The following is a 17,068-nucleotide window of genomic DNA, read 5'->3' on the forward strand; positions in this document are numbered from 1 at the left end:
GTGCTGTTCCTCTGCCCGGTTCGGTGATACCCGCGCCCTTTGCCTGATACGCCGTTTGCGGTCCGTCCGGTGCGGTGACAACACAGGTGTGGGGTACGGGAGTTGCCCGTCACCCAGGTCCCGAGAAACCGATCGCCACAGCCCGGAAGGCACCCGCAGCCATGGCGCTCGCGAAGCCCGAACCGAGCGGGCTGCTGCCTCAGCGGAGCGAACCGCTGCGCGGCACACTCGCCACCACCGCCTGCATGGAGACGCTCCAGGTGGGCTATCTGCACGCGGTCGCGGCAGCGGCGGGATGCTCCCTGTCGCAGCCCTTCCCCGACAACGGCATCGACTGGCACGTCAGCCACGGCGCCCCCGGCCACGCCGTGGACGACGAAGTGACCATCAAGGTGCAGCTCAAGTGCACCTACCAGATCCCGCCGCGACCGCCGGGACCGACGTTCGCGTTCACACTCGACAACGCCCATCTCGTGAAGCTCGCCCGGACCCCCGTGTCGGTGCACAAGATCCTCGTCGTGATGATCGTGCCGCGCAGCCAGGACGACTGGCTGCGGGCCGGGCACGACCGGCTCGACCTGCGGCACTGCTGCTACTGGACCAATCTGGCCGGTCACCCGGTGACCGGGCGGCAGCGGACCACCGTGCGCATCCCGACCGCGCGGATCTTCGACGACCGGGCACTCTGCGAGATCATGACCCGCGTAGGGGCGGGAGGGAGGCCCTGATGCACCGGCCGATGGACGAGAACCGTGCCGCGCCCCCGTCGGCCGGCCGACGGCGCTCCGGCGGCCCCGGGGGACCGCGGCCCGCCACCCCCCGGCCGCCCGGGGACATCCCCGACCCGGCCGGGGCCGATCCCGCGGTCCTGGGCACCCTGCTCGACCGGCACGGCTGGCTGCGCCGAGGCGGCGTCCCCGGACGCTACAGCCGCTGGACGGCGCCGGGGCCCGCGGGGGGCGCGGCGAGCCTCCTGGTCCCCGACACCACAGCCTTTCCCGACAGCGAGGACCTCCTCGCCGAGGCGCTCACCGCGCTGGCCCGCAGCGCACTGCCCTCCGCCCGCGAGATCCTGCTCTCCCTCGCCGTGCCCAGCGACGAGATCCGCTGGTGGCGCGAGGCCCCCGGACCGGTCACGGGCGCGACGGCCTGGACCGGCGCGGAACGGACGCACACCGCCGCCCGCCAGATCCTGCTCGCCGGAGCCCTCGCCGTACGCTCCACCGCCGGCTACCACGGCGCCCGCCACCGCCGCCGGGCGCGTGCGGCGCTCGACGGCGTCCTGGTCGAACCCGCGCCGGGCGGCCGTGAGCTCGCCGCCTTCGTCCCGGTCGCCTCCGGGCGGGCCGTCGCCGTACGGCTCCACCGGGCCCTGCACGCCACCCGTGAGGCCGTCGACTACCAGCGCGCCACCGGCGGCTTCGAAGCCTTCGACACGGCCGTCGCGGCCGGGGTCAGCCGGGAACTGACCCAGGCCCTCGTCGCGCTCGTCCGGGGCTCGGAGGGGGCGGGCATCGCCCTGGACTGGGCGCCCGCCGCCGGACCCCCCGAGGGCTGCCCGGCCCGCCCCGAGCCGGTCGAGTTCTCCCCGGGCGACCTGCCCGCGCTGCGCCGGGCGGGCGCCCGCTACCTCAGGGACGAGCCGCCCGAGACCGTACGCGTCACCGGCGCCGTCGTCCGGCTGCGCCGGGCGGCTCCGGGCGGCCCCGGGACCGTGCGGCTACGGGTACTGGCGGGCGCCGAGGTGCCCCACGTACGGCTGGAGCTGGACGAGGAGGCGTACCGGATCGCGGGCCACGCCCACCTGGTGGGGCTGCCGATCCGGGTGGAGGGCAGGCTGGAGAGCCACGACGGCTTCCGGCGGCTGACCCGCACCGCGAAGGTCGTGCCCGTCCGCGTCGACGACGCCGAACGCGACCGGCTGATGAAGTCCCTCCACGAGAACCTCGACTGCTTCGAGGAGGCGTGCACCGGCGAATGAGGACCGGGGCCCGGCAGTCCCGGCCCATTTCGCACGGGAGGCCGTCGGCTCGGTACGATTCCTCTGGCACGCGCTAGAGGAATGCGGGTGCGCCCCCTGAGTCAGGAGAGACCGGTGTCAGACGTCCGTGTGACCATCCAACGCGATTCCGAGCGGGAAGAGCGCGTGGTGACGACGGGCACTACGGCAGCCGAGCTCTTCACCGGCGAGCGCACCGTCGTCGCCGCCCGGGTCGCCGGCGAGCTGAAGGACCTCGCGTACGCCGTCGCCGACGGCGAGGTCATCGAGCCCGTCGAGATCTCCTCCGAGGACGGCCTGAACATCCTGCGGCACTCCACCGCCCATGTGATGGCACAGGCCGTGCAGCAGCTCTTCCCCGAGGCCAAGCTGGGCATCGGCCCGCCGGTCAAGGACGGCTTCTACTACGACTTCGACGTCGAGAAGCCGTTCACGCCCGAGGACCTCAAGGCCATCGAGAAGAAGATGCAGGAGGTCCAGAAGCGCGGCCAGCGCTTCTCCCGCCGGGTCGTGACCGACGAGGACGCCCGCGAGGAGCTGGCCGCCGAGCCGTACAAGCTGGAGCTCATCGGGATCAAGGGCTCCGCGTCCTCGGACGACGGCGCGGACGTCGAGGTGGGCGGCGGCGAGCTGACCATCTACGACAACCTCGACCCGAAGACCGGCGACCTGTGCTGGAAGGACCTCTGCCGGGGCCCGCACCTGCCGACCACCCGGTTCATCCCGGCGTTCAAGCTGATGCGCAACGCCGCGGCGTACTGGCGGGGCAGCGAGAAGAACCCGATGCTCCAGCGCATCTACGGCACCGCCTGGCCCACCAAGGAAGAGCTGAAGGCGCACCTGGAGTTCCTGGAGGAGGCCGCCAAGCGCGACCACCGCAAGCTCGGCAACGAACTGGACCTCTTCTCCTTCCCCGACGAGATCGGCCCCGGCCTCGCGGTCTTCCACCCCAAGGGCGGCATCATCCGCCGCGCCATGGAGGACTACTCGCGCCGCCGTCACGAGGAGGAGGGCTACGAGTTCGTCTACTCCCCGCACGCCACCAAGGGCAAGCTCTTCGAGAAGTCCGGCCACCTGGACTGGTACGCCGACGGCATGTACCCCCCCATGCAGCTCGACGACGGGGTGGACTACTACCTCAAGCCGATGAACTGCCCGATGCACAACCTGATCTTCGACGCGCGCGGCCGTTCCTACCGCGAACTCCCGCTGCGCCTCTTCGAGTTCGGCACGGTCTACCGGTACGAGAAGTCCGGCGTGGTGCACGGCCTGACCCGCTCGCGCGGCTTCACGCAGGACGACGCGCACATCTACTGCACCAAGGAGCAGATGGCCGAGGAGCTCGACCGGACGCTCACCTTCGTCCTGAACCTGCTCCGCGACTACGGTCTGACCGACTTCTACCTGGAGCTCTCCACCAAGGACCCGGAGAAGTTCGTCGGCTCCGACGAGATCTGGGAGGAGGCCACCGAGACGCTGCGCCAGGTCGCCGAGAAGCAGGGTCTGCCGCTGGTCCCGGACCCGGGTGGCGCCGCGTTCTACGGCCCGAAGATCTCGGTGCAGTGCAAGGACGCCATCGGCCGTACCTGGCAGATGTCGACCGTGCAGCTCGACTTCAACCTCCCCGAGCGCTTCGACCTGGAGTACACCGGCCCGGACGGCACCAAGCAGCGCCCGGTCATGATCCACCGCGCCCTGTTCGGTTCCATCGAGCGCTTCTTCGCGGTGCTCCTGGAGCACTACGCGGGCGCCTTCCCGGTCTGGCTGGCTCCGGTCCAGGCGGTCGGCATCCCGATCGGTGACGCGCACGTCCCGTACCTCCAGGAGTTCGCGGCCAAGGCCCGCAAGCTGGGGCTGCGGGTCGAGGTGGACGCCTCCTCCGACCGGATGCAGAAGAAGATCCGCAACCAGCAGAAGGCCAAGGTGCCCTTCATGATCATCGCGGGCGACGAGGACCTGGCCAACGGCGCCGTCTCCTTCCGCTACCGCGACGGATCGCAGGAGAACGGCGTCCCGGTCGAGGACGCCATCGCCAAGATCCGCAAGGCCGTGGAGGACCGCGTCCAGGTCTGACCGATACGTGGCATGAGGCCCCCGGAGCGCTACCCGCCCTCCGGGGGCCTCGTCTCGTCCTCCCGCCGGAAGACCTGCATCAGCCACGACGAGAACGAACCCGTCACCGCGCCCAGCAGCGCCAGACCGCAGACCATCAGCCCCGACGCCACGACCCGGCCGCCCGCCGTGACCGGCACCGCGTCCCCGTACCCCACGGTCGTCAGCGTCTCGCACGCCCACCACACGGCGTCGCCGAAGGTGTGGATCGAGCTCTCCGGTGCCTGGTGCTCCAGCTGGTAGACGGTCAGCGCCGCAGTGAACCCGAGCAGCAGGGCCGCCGCCCCCGCGTAGCTGATCACCCGGGCGTACAGGCTCAGGCGCGGCTGCTCCCGGCCCTGCTGGACCACGGTGTAGATGTGGATCAGGCGCAGCGGCCGCAGCAGCGGAAGCAGCAGTACCACGGTGTCCAGCCAGTGCACCCGGACGAAACGGTGGCGAAGCCCGCTGAGCCGGAGCCGTACGGCGTAGTCCGCGGCGAAGACCAGCCAGCCCGCGCCGACCAGGCCGAGGCCGAGATCCCGTACGAGCCGCAGGTCCTCGGGGGCCAGGACGTGGATCGCGTAGCCGAGCAGGAAGAGCAGCGAGATGCCGAAGAGCGGCACCTCGGTGCGCTGCTCCCAGCGCCGGAGGCGGGGCGGGGCGGAGTCGGCGGACGGGGCGCTCATCGGCTCAGCATCGCCGTACGCCGACGGGTGTGCCCCCGACGACACGCACCCCGGGAGCGAAGCAATATGCTGATCCGCATGACGAGTGAGCCGGAACAGCAGATCGGAGTGGGGACGCCCGACGCGTTCCAGCGCCTGTGGACGCCCCACCGGATGGCGTACATCCAGGGGGAGAACAAGCCGACCGGCCCGGAAGCGGGCGACGGCTGTCCGTTCTGCGGCATCCCGTCGAATTCGGACGAGGACGGGCTCGTCGTGGCCCGCGGTACGTACGTCTACGCCGTGCTGAACCTGTACCCGTACAACGGCGGTCACCTGATGGTGGTGCCGTACCGGCACGTGGCCGACTACACGGAGCTGGACGGCCCGGAGACCCTGGAGCTGGCCGACTTCACCAAGCGCGCCATGGTGGCGCTGCGCGCGGCCTCCGGGGCGCACGGATTCAACATCGGCATGAACCAGGGCGCGGTGGCGGGCGCGGGCATCGCGGCCCATCTGCACCAGCACCTGGTGCCGCGCTGGGGCGGGGACACCAACTTCATGCCCGTCGTCGGGCACACGAAGGTGCTGCCGCAGCTGCTCGCCGACACCCGCAAGATGCTGGCCGACGCCTGGCCGGCCAGCTGACCGGACCCGCCCGGGACCGGAAGCCCCGAAGGCCGCCCCCGCGCATGGGCGTGGGGGCGGCCTTCGGGGCTTGTGCTGTGTACGGACGGGGCCGGCGGCTACGCGTCGTACAGATCGGCCTTGCGCGGGCTCGGGTCCTGCACCGCCCCGCTCAGCACCATCGAGCGGTTGTTGAAGCGCTCGGTGTCGACGCCGTTCTCCGCGAGGACGCGCAGGGCCGCGTTGTGCACGGCGCGCAGCACGGGCGTCGCGGCGCGCATCGCGTCGTCCGCCATGAAGCGGTGGCGCCACGGCTGGTCCGCCCAGGCGTGGCGCAGACCGAAGGGCTCGGGCAGGGCGATCTTCCCGCCCAGGTAGTCCAGCAGCGGCGGGTACCAGGTGAACGGGGCACGCAGAGCGAGGCGGACGACCTCGCTGGACTCCACCAGCGGGAGCTTGATGTCCCGGGTCTCCCAGAACCGCACGGTCTTGTTGACCGTCTTGGTCGGGGCCGAGGGCTTGCTGGTGAAGAGCGAGTGGACCGGGCCGAGCGCGTGTCCGGCCACCTCGATGCGCAGCGTCTCGTGGAGCACCGTGACCGTGATCATCATGGTGATGATCAACTGGCCGTCCCAGAGGACGAACTGGACGCCCAGATAGTGCCGGTCACCGCCGCCGAACTGCTGGTGGTTGCAGATCCGCTGTATCTCGTGCGGCTTGACCTGGAAGGTGGCGACGTCCTCGCCCGCCGGGCGGGAGACCGAGTCCGCGTTCTCGCCGACGGGGGACACGATCCAGTGGGTGACCGACGGGGTGGGGAACCCCCCGGTGTTCAGCGGGCCGCGCTCCAGCATCTTGAGCTGGTCGTGGATCGCCCGGACCACGTCCCAGCTGCGGAACTGGTGGAACTCCTTGCCGGGCTCCTTGGAGACGAGCTCCTCGGCCAGCTGCCAGCTGCCCCAGCGGGTTCCCATGCCGAGGATGCCCTTGGGGCCCGCGTAGAAGACCGAGTTGGACTGCTGCTCGGCGGAGAGCTTCTGCAGGCCCTGGCGGAGCGCCTCGCGGGAGGTCTCGCTGGGGTTCTTCGGCACCGCCTCGGGGATCTTGGCGGTGACGCCGCCGCCCGAGAGCAGCCCCTCCCAGCGGGCCCGCATGTCCTTGGCGGAGGCCTCGGCGATCTGCTTGGCGAGGAACCAGCCGACGACCGGGGACACGATCGCCAGCAGGACGTAGATCGCCAGGAATCCGGTGAGCTCGACGTTGACCGCAGCGATCAGCGCCACGATCCCGATGACCGGGAACAACGCGTTGCCCAGCGCGGACAGGGCCTTGTCCTTGGTCTTGGCGAGGTGGTCGCGCAGCCGGAACGCGATGACCCACAGCAGCATGCCGGGCAGGAAGAGAAAGCCGAACACGGCGGTGATGACGGTCAGTTTGGTGTCGCGGCGCTTGCGGAGACGGGACGCCGACAGACAGTGCTCGACGACGGTCTGCGGATCGGTGCCGAAGGACTGGATGAGGGCCTTGCGGGCGCCGCCCAGCATCCGCTCCTGGACGGCACGGGAGAACGCCTCACCGAGATTCGGCTTGAAGTAGTCGGACTTGAGGAACTTGGAACGGCCCACCTTGACTTCGGACTTGTGCCACTCGTTGTTGGCGTCCAGGATTTTTTCCACCGGACTGTCCCGGTACGCCGCCGAGGCGAGGGCATTCGTCACCACTGCCTGCCCGCCCGACCCCTGGAGCGGGATCTGCGCTCCGGGAGAGAAATCGAATCCGTCGCTGGCCACTGTCGCCCCCACTCGCCGCCGAGGAACTGCTCCTGCGGCTGTTTCCCAACTGCCGTGCTCGGCACACTTTCTGAGCTGGGACCACAGCGTATCGTCCGGAACGCTACGCCGCCCGCCCTGCGGGCAAAGGCGGGCGGCACAGCTGATCAGGGCTCGCCCGGGTCGTTCTCCCGGCGCTCCTGGACGCGTTCGGCGAGATGCGCGGGCATGGGTTCGTGCCGGGCGTACACCCGGTCGAAGCGGCCGGCGCCATGGGTGAGGGCCCGCAGATCGACCGCGTACCGGTCGATCTCCAGCTCAGGCACCTCGGCCCGTACCAGCGTGCGGTCCGGGCCGGACTGCTCGGTGCCGACCACCCGGCCGCGCCGCCCGGAGAGGTCGCTCAGCACCGGCCCCACGTAGTCGTCCGGGACCAGGACCGTGACCTCGGCGACCGGTTCGAGCAGCTGGACACGGGCCTGGGCGGCCGCCTCGCGCAGTGCCAGCGCCCCCGCGGTCTGGAAGGCGGCGTCGGAGGAGTCCACCGAGTGGGCCTTGCCGTCCCGCAGCGTGATCCGTACGTCGACGAGCGGGTGGCCGGTCGCCACCCCGCGGGCGGCCTGGGCGCGCACCCCCTTCTCGACGGACAGGACGAACGGACGGGGCACCGCGCCGCCGACCACCCGGTTCACGAACTCGATGCCCGAGCCCGCGGGCAGCGGCTCCACGTCGATCTCGCAGATGGCGAACTGGCCATGGCCGCCGGACTGCTTCACATGGCGACCGCGTCCGGTCGACGGCGAGGCGAAGGTCTCCCGGAGCGCGACCTGGTGAGGTACCGCGTCCACCTGGACGCCGAAGCGGCTGCGCAGCCGGTCCAGCGCCACGTCCTGGTGGGCCTCGCCGAGACACCACAGGACCACCTGGCGGGTGTCCCGGTTCTGTTCGAGGCGCATGGTCGGGTCCTCGGCGACCAGCCGGGCGAGCCCCTGGGACAGCTTGTCCTCATCCGCCTTGCCGTGCGCCTCGACGGCGAGCGGCAGCAACGGGTCCGGCATGGCCCAGGGGTCCATCAGCAGTGGCAGGCCCTGGTCGGACAGGGTGTCCCCGGTCTCCGCGCCGCCGAGCCTGGCGACCCCGGTCAGATCGCCCGCGACGCACGCGGCCCGGGGACGCTGCTGCTTGCCGAAGGGTGCGGAGAGGGCGCCGACACGTACCTCCGTCTCGTGGAAGGGGCGCGGCGTGTGCCCGGGGTCGGTGAGACCGCGGCCGAAGACATGGACGGTCTCGTCGGCGCGAAGGGTGCCGGAGAAGACGCGGACGAGCGACATCCGGCCGACGTACGGGTCGGTGGCCGTCTTGACGACCTCGGCGACCAGCGGCCCGTCCGGATCGCAGGTCAGGACCGGCCGGGACGCCCCGTGCAGCGGGGTGACCTGGGGGAGCGGGCGCTCCAGCGGGGTCGGGAGGCCGCCGGTGATCAGTTCCAGCAGCTCGACGGTGCCGACGCCCTGGCGCGCCCCGTCGGCGGCCGGGGCCGCGGCGAGGACGGGGTGGAAGCCGCCCCGGGCCACGGCGCGCTCCAGGTCATCGAGGAGCGTGGCGACGTCCACCCCGGACCCGCCGAGGTAGCGGTCCATCAGGGTCTCGTCCTCGCTCTCGGCGATGATCCCCTCGATGAGCCGGCCGCGGGCCTCCCGCAGCGCGTCGCGCCGGGCCGGGTCGGGCGGCCGCTCACGGCGCTCGCCCGAGGAGTAGTCCAGGAGCCGTTCGGTGAGGAGCCCGGTCAGCCCGGTCAGCGGGGCATGCCCGTCGGCGCCCTCGGGCCCGTGGACGGGCAGGTAGAGCGGGAGCACCGCGTCGGGGTCGCCGCCGCCGAAGATCTCCGCGCACACCCGGGTCATCGCGTCGAACGGGGTGCGCGCCGTGTCGAGGTGGGTGACGACGATGGCGCGCGGCATCCCGACGGCGGCGCACTCCTCCCACACGGCACGGGCGGGGCCCGCCACCGCCTCCGCCTCCTGGGCCGCCGAGACGACGAAGAGGGCCGCGTCCGCCGCCCGCAGACCGGCCCGCAGCTCCCCGACGAAATCGGCGTACCCGGGGGTGTCCAGCAGATTGATCTGGTAGCCGCCCCACTCGACGGGGACCAGCGAGAGCTGTACGGAGCGCTGCTTGCGGTGTTCGATCTCGTCGTAGTCGGAGACGGTGGCGCCGTCCTCGACCCGGCCCGCCCGGTTGACCGCGCCCGCCGCCTGCGCGAGGGCCTCGACGAGCGTGGTCTTGCCCGAGCCGCTGGGGCCGACCAGCACCACGTTCCGTACGGACGAGGGCCGGTCGGCCGTCGTCGCCCTGCCGGCGGCCCCGGTGTGTGTGCGTGCTTTGTCGCCCATGATGCGTACCTCCCGGCTGATGGCGCGGAGCGGAGGAAATACCGACGCGATGTGGCGGAGGGAAAGGTCCGGGCGTGGGGAGCCGCCGCGGCGGCCTCGACGACGCCCGCGGTAATTCGAGCTTTCCACTCGGAGCCGTACGCGTCCATCCAAGGCACGCTCCCCGGCGCGCGGCCGGGTGCCCGGAAGGTGGAGCGCGGCGGGCGTGACTACGATGGGCCAGCCGGTGGCCGTAGGGGCCGCTCGGCCCACCGACCCTCGGGAAGGCCATGCTGAACAAGTACGCGCGTGCATTTTTTACGCGTGTCCTCACACCGTTCGCCGCACTGCTGCTCCGCCTCGGCGTGAGCCCCGACGCGGTCACTCTGATCGGTACGGCCGGGGTGGTGGCAGGTGCGCTGGTCTTCTTCCCGATGGGGGAGTTCTTCTGGGGCACGATCGTCATCACGATCTTCGTCTTCTCCGACCTGGTCGACGGCAACATGGCCCGGCAGGCCGGTATCTCCAGCCGCTGGGGCGCGTTCCTGGACTCGACGCTCGACCGGGTCGCCGACGGCGCGATCTTCGGCGGATTCGCGCTCTGGTACGCGGGCAACGGCGACGACAACATCCTCTGCGCCGTCGCGATCTTCTGCCTGGCCAGCGGTCAGGTGGTCTCGTACACCAAGGCGCGCGGAGAGTCGATCGGGCTGCCGGTCGCGGTCAACGGTCTCGTGGAGCGTGCCGAGCGGCTGGTGATCTCGCTGGTCGCGGCCGGATTCGCGGGCCTGCACACGTTCGGTGTCCCGGGCATCCAGGTGCTGCTGCCGATCGCGCTGTGGATCGTCGCGGTGGGCAGCCTGATCACGCTCGTGCAGCGGGTGGTCACCGTGCGCCGCGAGTCCGCCGAGGCCGACGCGGCCGAGGCCGCCGCCACGGGGCCGGACAACGGGACCGCCCGGTGAGCGACGAGCCGGGCCACCCGCGCACCGGTCTGCGCGACCGGCTGACCGACGGGCTGTACGGGCTCGGCTGGACGGCCGTCAAGAAGCTCCCCGAACCGGCCGCCCGCGCCCTGTTCCGCACCCTCGCCGACCAGGTGTGGAAGCGGCGCGGGAAGGGCGTGCTGCGGCTGGAGTCCAATCTCGCCCGGGTCGTGCCCGAAGCCTCCCCGGCCCGGCTGGCCGAGCTCTCCCGCGCCGGGATGCGCTCGTACATGCGCTACTGGATGGAGTCCTTCCGGCTGCCCACCTGGAGTCCGGCACGGATCAAGGCGTCCATCGACGTGACCGGCGCGCACCGGCTCACCGACGGCCTCGACGCCGGACGCGGCGTCATCCTCGCCCTGCCCCACCTGGGCAACTGGGACCTGGCGGGCGCCTGGGTCACCACCGACCTCAAGGTGCCCTTCACCACCGTCGCCGAACGCCTCAAGCCCGAGACGCTGTACGACCGCTTCGTCGCCTACCGCGAGGGACTCGGCATGGAGGTCCTGCCGCACAGCGGCGGCGCGGCCTTCGGCACCCTGGCCCGGCGGCTGCGCGCGGGCGGGCTGGTCTGCCTGGTCGCCGACCGTGACCTGTCCGCCTCCGGCGTGGAGGTGACGTTCTTCGGCGGCACCGCGCGGATGCCCGCCGGACCGGCGCTGCTGGCCCAGCAGACCGGGGCGCTGCTGCTGCCCGTGACCCTCGGCTACGACGCCACACCGGTCATGAAGGCCCGCATCCACCCGCCCGTCGAGGTGCCCGGCTCAGGCAGCCGCACGGAGAAGACGTCCTCGATGACCCAGGCGCTGGCCGATGCCTTCGCCGTCGGAATCGCCGACCATCCGGAGGACTGGCACATGCTGCAACGGCTCTGGCTCGCCGATCTGGAGACCCGGGAGGAGCCGAGGTGAAGATCGGCATCGTCTGCCCGTACTCCTGGGACGTACCGGGCGGTGTGCAGTTCCACATCCGTGACCTCGCCGAGCACCTGATCCGGCTGGGGCACCAGGTGTCGGTGCTCGCACCCGCCGACGACGAGACCCCGCTGCCGCCGTACGTGGTGTCGGCGGGCCGCGCCGTGCCCGTGCCGTACAACGGCTCGGTGGCCCGGCTGAACTTCGGCTTCCTCTCGGCCGCCCGGGTGCGCCGCTGGCTGCACGACGGCACCTTCGACGTGATCCACATCCACGAGCCGACCTCGCCCTCGCTCGGGCTGCTCACCTGCTGGGCCGCGCAGGGGCCGATCGTCGCCACGTTCCACACCTCCAACCCGCGCTCCCGGGCCATGATCGCCGCGTACCCGATCCTCCAGCCCGCCCTGGAGAAGATCAGCGCGCGCATCGCGGTGAGCGAGTACGCCCGCCGCACCCTGGTCGAGCACCTGGGCGGCGACGCGGTGGTCATCCCGAACGGGGTCGACGTCGGCTTCTTCGCCGCCGCCGAGCCCAGGGCCGAGTGGCAGGGCGGCACGATCGGGTTCATCGGCCGGATCGACGAACCCCGCAAGGGCCTGCCGGTCCTGATGCGGGCGCTGCCCGCGATCCTCGCCGCCCGCCCGGACACCCGGCTGCTGGTCGCGGGCCGCGGCGACGAGGAGGAGGCGGTCGCCTCACTGCCCGCGGCGATGCGTGAGCGGGTCGAGTTCCTCGGCATGGTGAGCGACGAGGACAAGGCACGGCTGCTGCGCAGCGTGGACGTGTACGTCGCGCCCAACACCGGCGGCGAGAGTTTCGGGATCATCCTGGTCGAGGCGATGTCGGCCGGTGCCCCGGTGCTCGCCAGTGATCTGGACGCCTTCGCGCAGGTGCTGGACCAGGGCGCGGCCGGTGAGCTGTTCGCCAACGAGGACGCGGACGCGCTGGCCGCCGCGGCGATCGGGCTGCTCGGCGACCCGGAGCGGCGCGCCGGGCTGAGCGAGCGGGGCGCCGCGCATGTGCGGCGGTTCGACTGGTCGACGGTCGGCGCGGACATCCTCGCCGTGTACGAGACGGTGACGGACGGGGCGGCCTCGGTGGCGGCCGACGAACGCACCGGGCTGCGCGCCCGCTTCGGCCTGGCCCGCGAGTAGCACCCCGCCGCGGTACGGGCGCGGGGCGAGGTGCCCCGGCACGCCGCCCGCGTCCCGGCGGTAGCCTTGCCGCCCGTGATCGAAACCCTCTTCTGGATCGTGGTCGCGGTCGTCGCGATCGGCATGTACCTCAGCTGGACGGCCGGCCGGCTGGACCGCCTGCACACCCGGATCGACGCGGCGCGGGCCGCCCTCGACGCACAGCTCCTGCGCCGCGCCTCGGTGACCCAGGAGCTCGCCACGTCCGGCGTCCTGGACCCGGCCGCCTCCATCGTCCTGTACGAGGCCGCGCACGCCGCCCGCCAGGCGGAGGAGGAGCAGCGCGAGGTCGCCGAGAGCGAGCTGAGCGCGGCGCTGCGGGCGGTCTTCGGCGAGCCCGGGCAGGTGGACGCCGTCAAGGAGATCCCCGGCGGCGAGGAGGCGGCGCTCGAACTGGCCGCCGCCGTACGCCGTGTCCCGATGGCCCGGCGGTTCCACAACGACGCGGTGCGCGCGGCTCGCGCGCTGCGCCGCCACCGCAAGGTGCGCTGGTTCAGGCTGGCCGGACACGCCCCCTTCCCCCTGGCCTTCGAGATGGACGACGAACCCCCGGTGGCCCTGGCGGACCGCCCCGGCAGCTGACCCAAGGGCCACCTTGAGCGTGACCGGGGCCACATCTCGGCTTGTACCCGTCCAAAACGATCCACCGGCCTGCCATTGGCCCTTGCAGTGGACTGCTCCCGGAGAGTTTGCTCAGCACTGAACCAACCAGTGCTTTTCGGCAACTTTTCTCCGAGTGAGGTCGACCCATGTCCACGCTTCCCTCCACCCCGCAGTCCACCGACTCCCCGGCCGTCGGCACCGCCCGCGTCAAGCGCGGCATGGCCGAGCAGCTCAAGGGCGGCGTGATCATGGACGTCGTCAACGCCGAGCAGGCGAAGATCGCCGAGGACGCGGGCGCGGTGGCCGTCATGGCCCTGGAGCGGGTTCCGGCCGACATCCGCAAGGACGGCGGCGTGGCCCGGATGTCGGACCCGAACATGATCGAGGAGATCATCGAGGCCGTCTCCATCCCGGTCATGGCGAAGTCCCGCATCGGCCACTTCGTCGAGGCCCAGGTGCTCCAGTCCCTCGGCGTCGACTACATCGACGAGTCCGAGGTCCTCACCCCGGCCGACGAGATCAACCACAGCGACAAGTTCGCCTTCACCACCCCGTTCGTCTGTGGCGCCACCAACCTGGGTGAGGCCCTGCGCCGGATCGCCGAGGGCGCGGCCATGATCCGCTCGAAGGGCGAGGCCGGTACCGGCAACGTCGTCGAGGCCGTCCGCCACCTGCGCCAGATCAAGAACGAGATCGCCCGGCTGCGCGGCTACGACCACAACGAGCTGTACGCCGCCGCCAAGGAGCTGCGCGCCCCGTACGAGCTGGTCAAGGAGGTCGCCGAGCTCGGCAAGCTGCCCGTCGTGCTGTTCTCCGCGGGCGGTGTCGCCACCCCGGCCGACGCCGCGCTGATGCGCCAGCTCGGCGCTGAGGGCGTCTTCGTCGGCTCCGGCATCTTCAAGTCCGGCGACCCGGCCAAGCGCGCCGCCGCGATCGTGAAGGCCACCACCTTCTACGACGACCCGAAGATCATCGCGGACGCCTCCCGGAACCTTGGCGAGGCCATGGTCGGCATCAACTGCGACACTCTGCCCGAGGCCGAGCGCTACGCGAACCGTGGCTGGTAAGCACCGATGAGCGACACCCCTGTGATCGGCGTCCTGGCGCTCCAGGGCGACGTACGGGAACACCTGATCGCCCTGGCCTCGGCGGACGCCCTGGCCAGGCCGGTCCGGCGTCCCGAGGAGCTTGCCGAGGTGGACGGCCTGGTCATCCCCGGTGGTGAATCCACCACGATGTCCAAACTGGCCTCTCTGTTCGGCATGCTGGAACCGCTGCGCGAACGGGTCCGGGACGCCATGCCCGTCTACGGCACCTGCGCCGGGATGATCCTGCTCGCGGACAAGATCCTCGACCCGCGCGCGGGCCAGGAGACGGTCGGCGGGATCGACATGATCGTGCGCCGCAACGCCTTCGGGCGGCAGAACGAGTCATTCGAGGCGGCCGTCGAGGTCGCCGGGATCGAGGGCGGCCCCGTGGAGGGCGTCTTCATCCGCGCCCCCTGGGTCGAGTCGGTCGGCGCGCGGGCCAAGGTGGTGGCCGAGCACAACGGCCATATCGTCGCGGTACGTCAGGGAAACGCCCTGGCGACGTCTTTCCACCCGGAATTGACCGGCGACCACCGCGTTCACGCGTTGTTCGTGGACATGGTGCGCGCAGTCGGCTGACTCGATCCCGGTAGGATCTCTCGGGTTCGAATCGTTTTTGGTGACGCGAAGGAGAAGGCAGATGTCCGGCCACTCTAAATGGGCTACGACGAAGCACAAGAAGGCCGTGATTGACGCCAAGCGCGGCAAGCTCTTCGCGAAGCTGATCAAGAACATCGAGGTCGCGGCCCGTACCGGCGGCGCGGACCCCGATGGCAACCCGACCCTTGTGGACGCGGTCCAGAAGGCGAAGAAGAGCTCCGTCCCGAACAAGAACATCGACTCCGCGGTCAAGCGCGGTGCCGGTCTCGAAGCGGGCGGCGTCGACTACCAGACGATCATGTACGAGGGTTACGGGCCGAACGGTGTCGCGGTGCTCATCGAGTGCCTCACCGACAACCGCAACCGCGCCGCTTCCGACGTACGTGTCGCGATGACCCGCAACGGCGGTTCGATGGCCGACCCCGGTTCGGTCTCGTACCTCTTCAACCGCAAGGGCGTCGTGATCGTCCCCAAGGGCGAGCTGAGCGAGGACGACGTCCTGGGCGCCGTGCTCGACGCGGGCGCCGAGGAGGTCAACGACCTCGGTGACACGTACGAGGTCGTCAGCGAGGCCACCGACATGGTCGCGGTCCGTACCGCGCTCCAGGAGGCGGGCATCGACTACGACTCCGCCGAGGCCAACTTCCTGCCCACCATGCAGGTCGAGCTGGACGAGGACGGCGCGCGCAAGATCTTCAAGCTGATCGACGCGCTGGAGGACAGCGACGACGTGCAGAACGTCTTCGCCAACTTCGACGTCTCGGACGAAGTCATGGAGAAGGTCGACGCATAGGCCGCGCTCGGCGCACTCCTCACGAACGGGCCGACGGGGACACACCCCGTCGGCCCGTCGCATTGTCAGTGCCAGCCGATAGCCTGCGGGAACAGTTGACCGAGCGGTACGGAGGGGGTGCCCCATGCGGGTGCTGGGCGTGGACCCGGGGTTGACCCGGTGCGGTGTCGGCGTCGTCGAGGGCATCGCCGGCCGCCCCCTGACGATGCGCGGCGTGGGCGTCGTCCGTACCCCGCCCGACGCGGAGCTCGGCCACCGACTGGTCGCCATCGAGCGCGGCATAGAGGAATGGCTCGACGAGCACCGGCCCGAATGCGTCGCCGTGGAGCGGGTGTTCAGCCAGCACAACGTCCGCACCGTCATGGGCACCGCCCAGGCCAGCGCGGTCGCCATGCTCTGCGCCTCGCGCCGTGGCATCCCCGTGGCCCTGCACACCCCCAGCGAGGTGAAGGCCGCTGTCACCGGCACCGGCCGCGCCGACAAGGCCCAGGTCGGCGCCATGGTCACCCGGCTGCTCCGGCTCGACGCCCCGCCGAAACCGGCCGACGCGGCCGACGCCCTCGCGCTCGCCATCTGCCACATCTGGCGCGCCCCCGCCGTCAACCGCCTCCAGCAGGCACACGCGGCCGCCGCCGCGGCCCGCGCCCCCCGCACCCCAGCGGTCCGTACCCCCGCAGTTCCCGTCCGGAAGGTTCCCCGATGATCGCCTTCGTCAGCGGCCCCGTGGCCGCGCTCGCCCCGACCACGGCCGTGATCGAGGTCGGCGGCATCGGCATGGCCGTCCAGTGCACACCGAACACCCTCGCCGCGCTCCGCACCGGCCAGGACGCCCGGCTCGCCACCTCGCTCGTCGTACGGGAGGACTCGCTCACCCTCTACGGCTTCGCCGACGACGACGAGCGGCAGGTCTTCGAGCTGCTCCAGACCGCCAGCGGGGTCGGGCCGCGGCTCGCCCAGGCGATGCTCGCCACCCACAGTCCGGACGCGCTGCGCACCGCGGTCGCCACCGGCGACGAGAAGGCGCTCACCGCCGTCTCCGGCATCGGCAAGAAGGGCGCCCAGAAGCTCCTCCTGGAACTGAAGGACAGACTCGGCGAGCCGGTCGGCGCCCACATCGGCCGCCAGGGCATCGGCACCGCCGTCACCTCCTCCTGGCGTGACCAGCTCCAGGCCGCCCTGATCGGCCTCGGCTACGCCACCCGCGAGGCGGACGAGGCGGTCACCGCCGTCACCCCGCAGGCCGAGGCGGCGATCACCGAGGGCGGCCAGGCCCCCGTGCCGCAGCTGCTCCGCGCCGCGCTCCAGACCCTCAACCGCGCGCGCTGACCGCAGCGCGCCACCCCGACGCCGGGCCGGGCACCGCAC

General features: G+C 71.6%; 16 protein-coding genes. 13 read left to right on the forward strand and 3 right to left on the reverse strand.

The window, feature by feature from the left end; translation table 11 throughout:
* Nucleotides 1–161: 161 nt before the first annotated feature.
* From ACFVWY_RS07385 to thrS, 3 genes are all read left to right on the forward strand, one after another.
* The gene (locus tag ACFVWY_RS07385; protein ID WP_389868197.1) at nt 162–728 is read left to right on the forward strand and encodes a DUF4365 domain-containing protein; all 567 of its coding nucleotides are present in this window, start codon (nt 162–164) and stop codon (nt 726–728) included.
* Nucleotides 728–1,981: a hypothetical protein gene (locus tag ACFVWY_RS07390; protein ID WP_389868199.1), complete on the forward strand. Its 1,254-nt coding sequence runs from the start codon at nt 728–730 to the stop codon at nt 1,979–1,981. The genes ACFVWY_RS07385 and ACFVWY_RS07390 overlap by 1 nt, the downstream gene beginning before the upstream one ends.
* 114 nt (nt 1,982–2,095) lie before the next feature.
* Nucleotides 2,096–4,072: a threonine--tRNA ligase gene (gene thrS / locus ACFVWY_RS07395; RefSeq protein ID WP_389868201.1), complete on the forward strand. Its 1,977-nt coding sequence runs from the start codon at nt 2,096–2,098 to the stop codon at nt 4,070–4,072.
* 29 nt (nt 4,073–4,101) lie between these two features.
* Here thrS and ACFVWY_RS07400 read toward each other — a convergent pair whose 3' ends face one another.
* On the reverse strand, nt 4,102–4,779 hold the full coding sequence (locus ACFVWY_RS07400; protein WP_389868203.1) for a potassium channel family protein: 678 nt from the start codon (nt 4,777–4,779) through the stop codon (nt 4,102–4,104).
* A gap of 66 nt (nt 4,780–4,845) precedes the next feature.
* Here ACFVWY_RS07400 and ACFVWY_RS07405 point away from each other — a divergent pair, with 66 nt between their 5' ends.
* Nucleotides 4,846–5,406: an HIT family protein gene (locus ACFVWY_RS07405; protein WP_389868205.1), complete on the forward strand. Its 561-nt coding sequence runs from the start codon at nt 4,846–4,848 to the stop codon at nt 5,404–5,406.
* A 98-nt stretch (nt 5,407–5,504) separates the two neighbouring features.
* Here ACFVWY_RS07405 and ACFVWY_RS07410 read toward each other — a convergent pair whose 3' ends face one another.
* Both ACFVWY_RS07410 and ACFVWY_RS07415 read right to left on the reverse strand, forming a co-directional pair.
* Nucleotides 5,505–7,175, reverse strand: coding sequence for a hypothetical protein (locus ACFVWY_RS07410; protein WP_389868207.1), 1,671 nt, complete (start codon nt 7,173–7,175; stop codon nt 5,505–5,507).
* A 146-nt stretch (nt 7,176–7,321) separates the two neighbouring features.
* The gene (locus ACFVWY_RS07415; protein WP_389868209.1) at nt 7,322–9,547 is read right to left on the reverse strand and encodes an elongation factor G-like protein EF-G2; all 2,226 of its coding nucleotides are present in this window, start codon (nt 9,545–9,547) and stop codon (nt 7,322–7,324) included.
* 269 nt (nt 9,548–9,816) lie between these two features.
* Here ACFVWY_RS07415 and pgsA point away from each other — a divergent pair, with 269 nt between their 5' ends.
* From pgsA to ruvA, 9 genes are all read left to right on the forward strand, one after another.
* On the forward strand, nt 9,817–10,491 hold the full coding sequence (pgsA, locus tag ACFVWY_RS07420; RefSeq protein ID WP_389868210.1) for a phosphatidylinositol phosphate synthase: 675 nt from the start codon (nt 9,817–9,819) through the stop codon (nt 10,489–10,491).
* Nucleotides 10,488–11,423 (forward strand): phosphatidylinositol mannoside acyltransferase, encoded by a 936-nt coding sequence (locus ACFVWY_RS07425; protein ID WP_389868212.1) that lies wholly within the window; start codon nt 10,488–10,490, stop codon nt 11,421–11,423. Before pgsA ends, ACFVWY_RS07425 begins: the two co-directional genes overlap by 4 nt.
* Nucleotides 11,420–12,580, forward strand: coding sequence for a glycosyltransferase family 4 protein (locus ACFVWY_RS07430; RefSeq protein WP_389868214.1), 1,161 nt, complete (start codon nt 11,420–11,422; stop codon nt 12,578–12,580). Before ACFVWY_RS07425 ends, ACFVWY_RS07430 begins: the two co-directional genes overlap by 4 nt.
* 75 nt (nt 12,581–12,655) lie before the next feature.
* Nucleotides 12,656–13,201, forward strand: coding sequence for a hypothetical protein (locus tag ACFVWY_RS07435; RefSeq protein ID WP_389868215.1), 546 nt, complete (start codon nt 12,656–12,658; stop codon nt 13,199–13,201).
* Between the two features lie 167 nt (nt 13,202–13,368).
* Nucleotides 13,369–14,289, forward strand: a complete 921-nt coding sequence (pdxS, locus tag ACFVWY_RS07440) for a pyridoxal 5'-phosphate synthase lyase subunit PdxS (RefSeq protein WP_389868217.1) — start codon at nt 13,369–13,371, stop codon at nt 14,287–14,289.
* A gap of 6 nt (nt 14,290–14,295) precedes the next feature.
* Entirely contained in the window at nt 14,296–14,889 is a 594-nt protein-coding gene (pdxT, locus tag ACFVWY_RS07445) for a pyridoxal 5'-phosphate synthase glutaminase subunit PdxT (protein ID WP_389868218.1), read from the forward strand.
* Nucleotides 14,890–14,950: 61 nt separating this feature from the next.
* On the forward strand, nt 14,951–15,703 hold the full coding sequence (locus tag ACFVWY_RS07450; RefSeq protein WP_389868220.1) for a YebC/PmpR family DNA-binding transcriptional regulator: 753 nt from the start codon (nt 14,951–14,953) through the stop codon (nt 15,701–15,703).
* 124 nt (nt 15,704–15,827) lie between these two features.
* A complete protein-coding gene (ruvC, locus tag ACFVWY_RS07455; RefSeq protein ID WP_389868222.1) occupies nt 15,828–16,406 on the forward strand; it encodes a crossover junction endodeoxyribonuclease RuvC in 579 nt (192 codons plus the stop codon).
* Nucleotides 16,403–17,029, forward strand: coding sequence for a Holliday junction branch migration protein RuvA (ruvA, locus tag ACFVWY_RS07460; RefSeq protein WP_389868223.1), 627 nt, complete (start codon nt 16,403–16,405; stop codon nt 17,027–17,029). Before ruvC ends, ruvA begins: the two co-directional genes overlap by 4 nt.
* Nucleotides 17,030–17,068: the final 39 nt, after the last annotated feature.

The organism is Streptomyces sp. NPDC058195 (assembly GCF_042883525.1).
In the GTDB taxonomy this organism is placed as follows: domain Bacteria; phylum Actinomycetota; class Actinomycetes; order Streptomycetales; family Streptomycetaceae; genus Streptomyces.

Excerpts from the sequence above, each read along its gene's own strand:
- ACFVWY_RS07385 (WP_389868197.1), top strand. The coding sequence starts at position 162 with ATGGCGCTCGCGAAGCCCGAACCGAGCGGGCTGCTGCCTCAGCGGAGC.
- ACFVWY_RS07390 (WP_389868199.1), top strand. The coding sequence starts at position 728 with ATGCACCGGCCGATGGACGAGAACCGTGCCGCGCCCCCGTCGGCCGGC.
- ACFVWY_RS07400 (WP_389868203.1), bottom strand. The coding sequence starts at position 4,779 with ATGAGCGCCCCGTCCGCCGACTCCGCCCCGCCCCGCCTCCGGCGCTGG.
- ACFVWY_RS07405 (WP_389868205.1), top strand. The coding sequence starts at position 4,846 with ATGCTGATCCGCATGACGAGTGAGCCGGAACAGCAGATCGGAGTGGGG.
- ACFVWY_RS07415 (WP_389868209.1), bottom strand. The coding sequence starts at position 9,547 with ATGGGCGACAAAGCACGCACACACACCGGGGCCGCCGGCAGGGCGACG.
- pgsA (WP_389868210.1), top strand. The coding sequence starts at position 9,817 with ATGCTGAACAAGTACGCGCGTGCATTTTTTACGCGTGTCCTCACACCG.
- pdxS (WP_389868217.1), top strand. The coding sequence starts at position 13,369 with ATGTCCACGCTTCCCTCCACCCCGCAGTCCACCGACTCCCCGGCCGTC.
- pdxT (WP_389868218.1), top strand. The coding sequence starts at position 14,296 with ATGAGCGACACCCCTGTGATCGGCGTCCTGGCGCTCCAGGGCGACGTA.
- ACFVWY_RS07450 (WP_389868220.1), top strand. The coding sequence starts at position 14,951 with ATGTCCGGCCACTCTAAATGGGCTACGACGAAGCACAAGAAGGCCGTG.
- ruvC (WP_389868222.1), top strand. The coding sequence starts at position 15,828 with ATGCGGGTGCTGGGCGTGGACCCGGGGTTGACCCGGTGCGGTGTCGGC.
- ruvA (WP_389868223.1), top strand. The coding sequence starts at position 16,403 with ATGATCGCCTTCGTCAGCGGCCCCGTGGCCGCGCTCGCCCCGACCACG.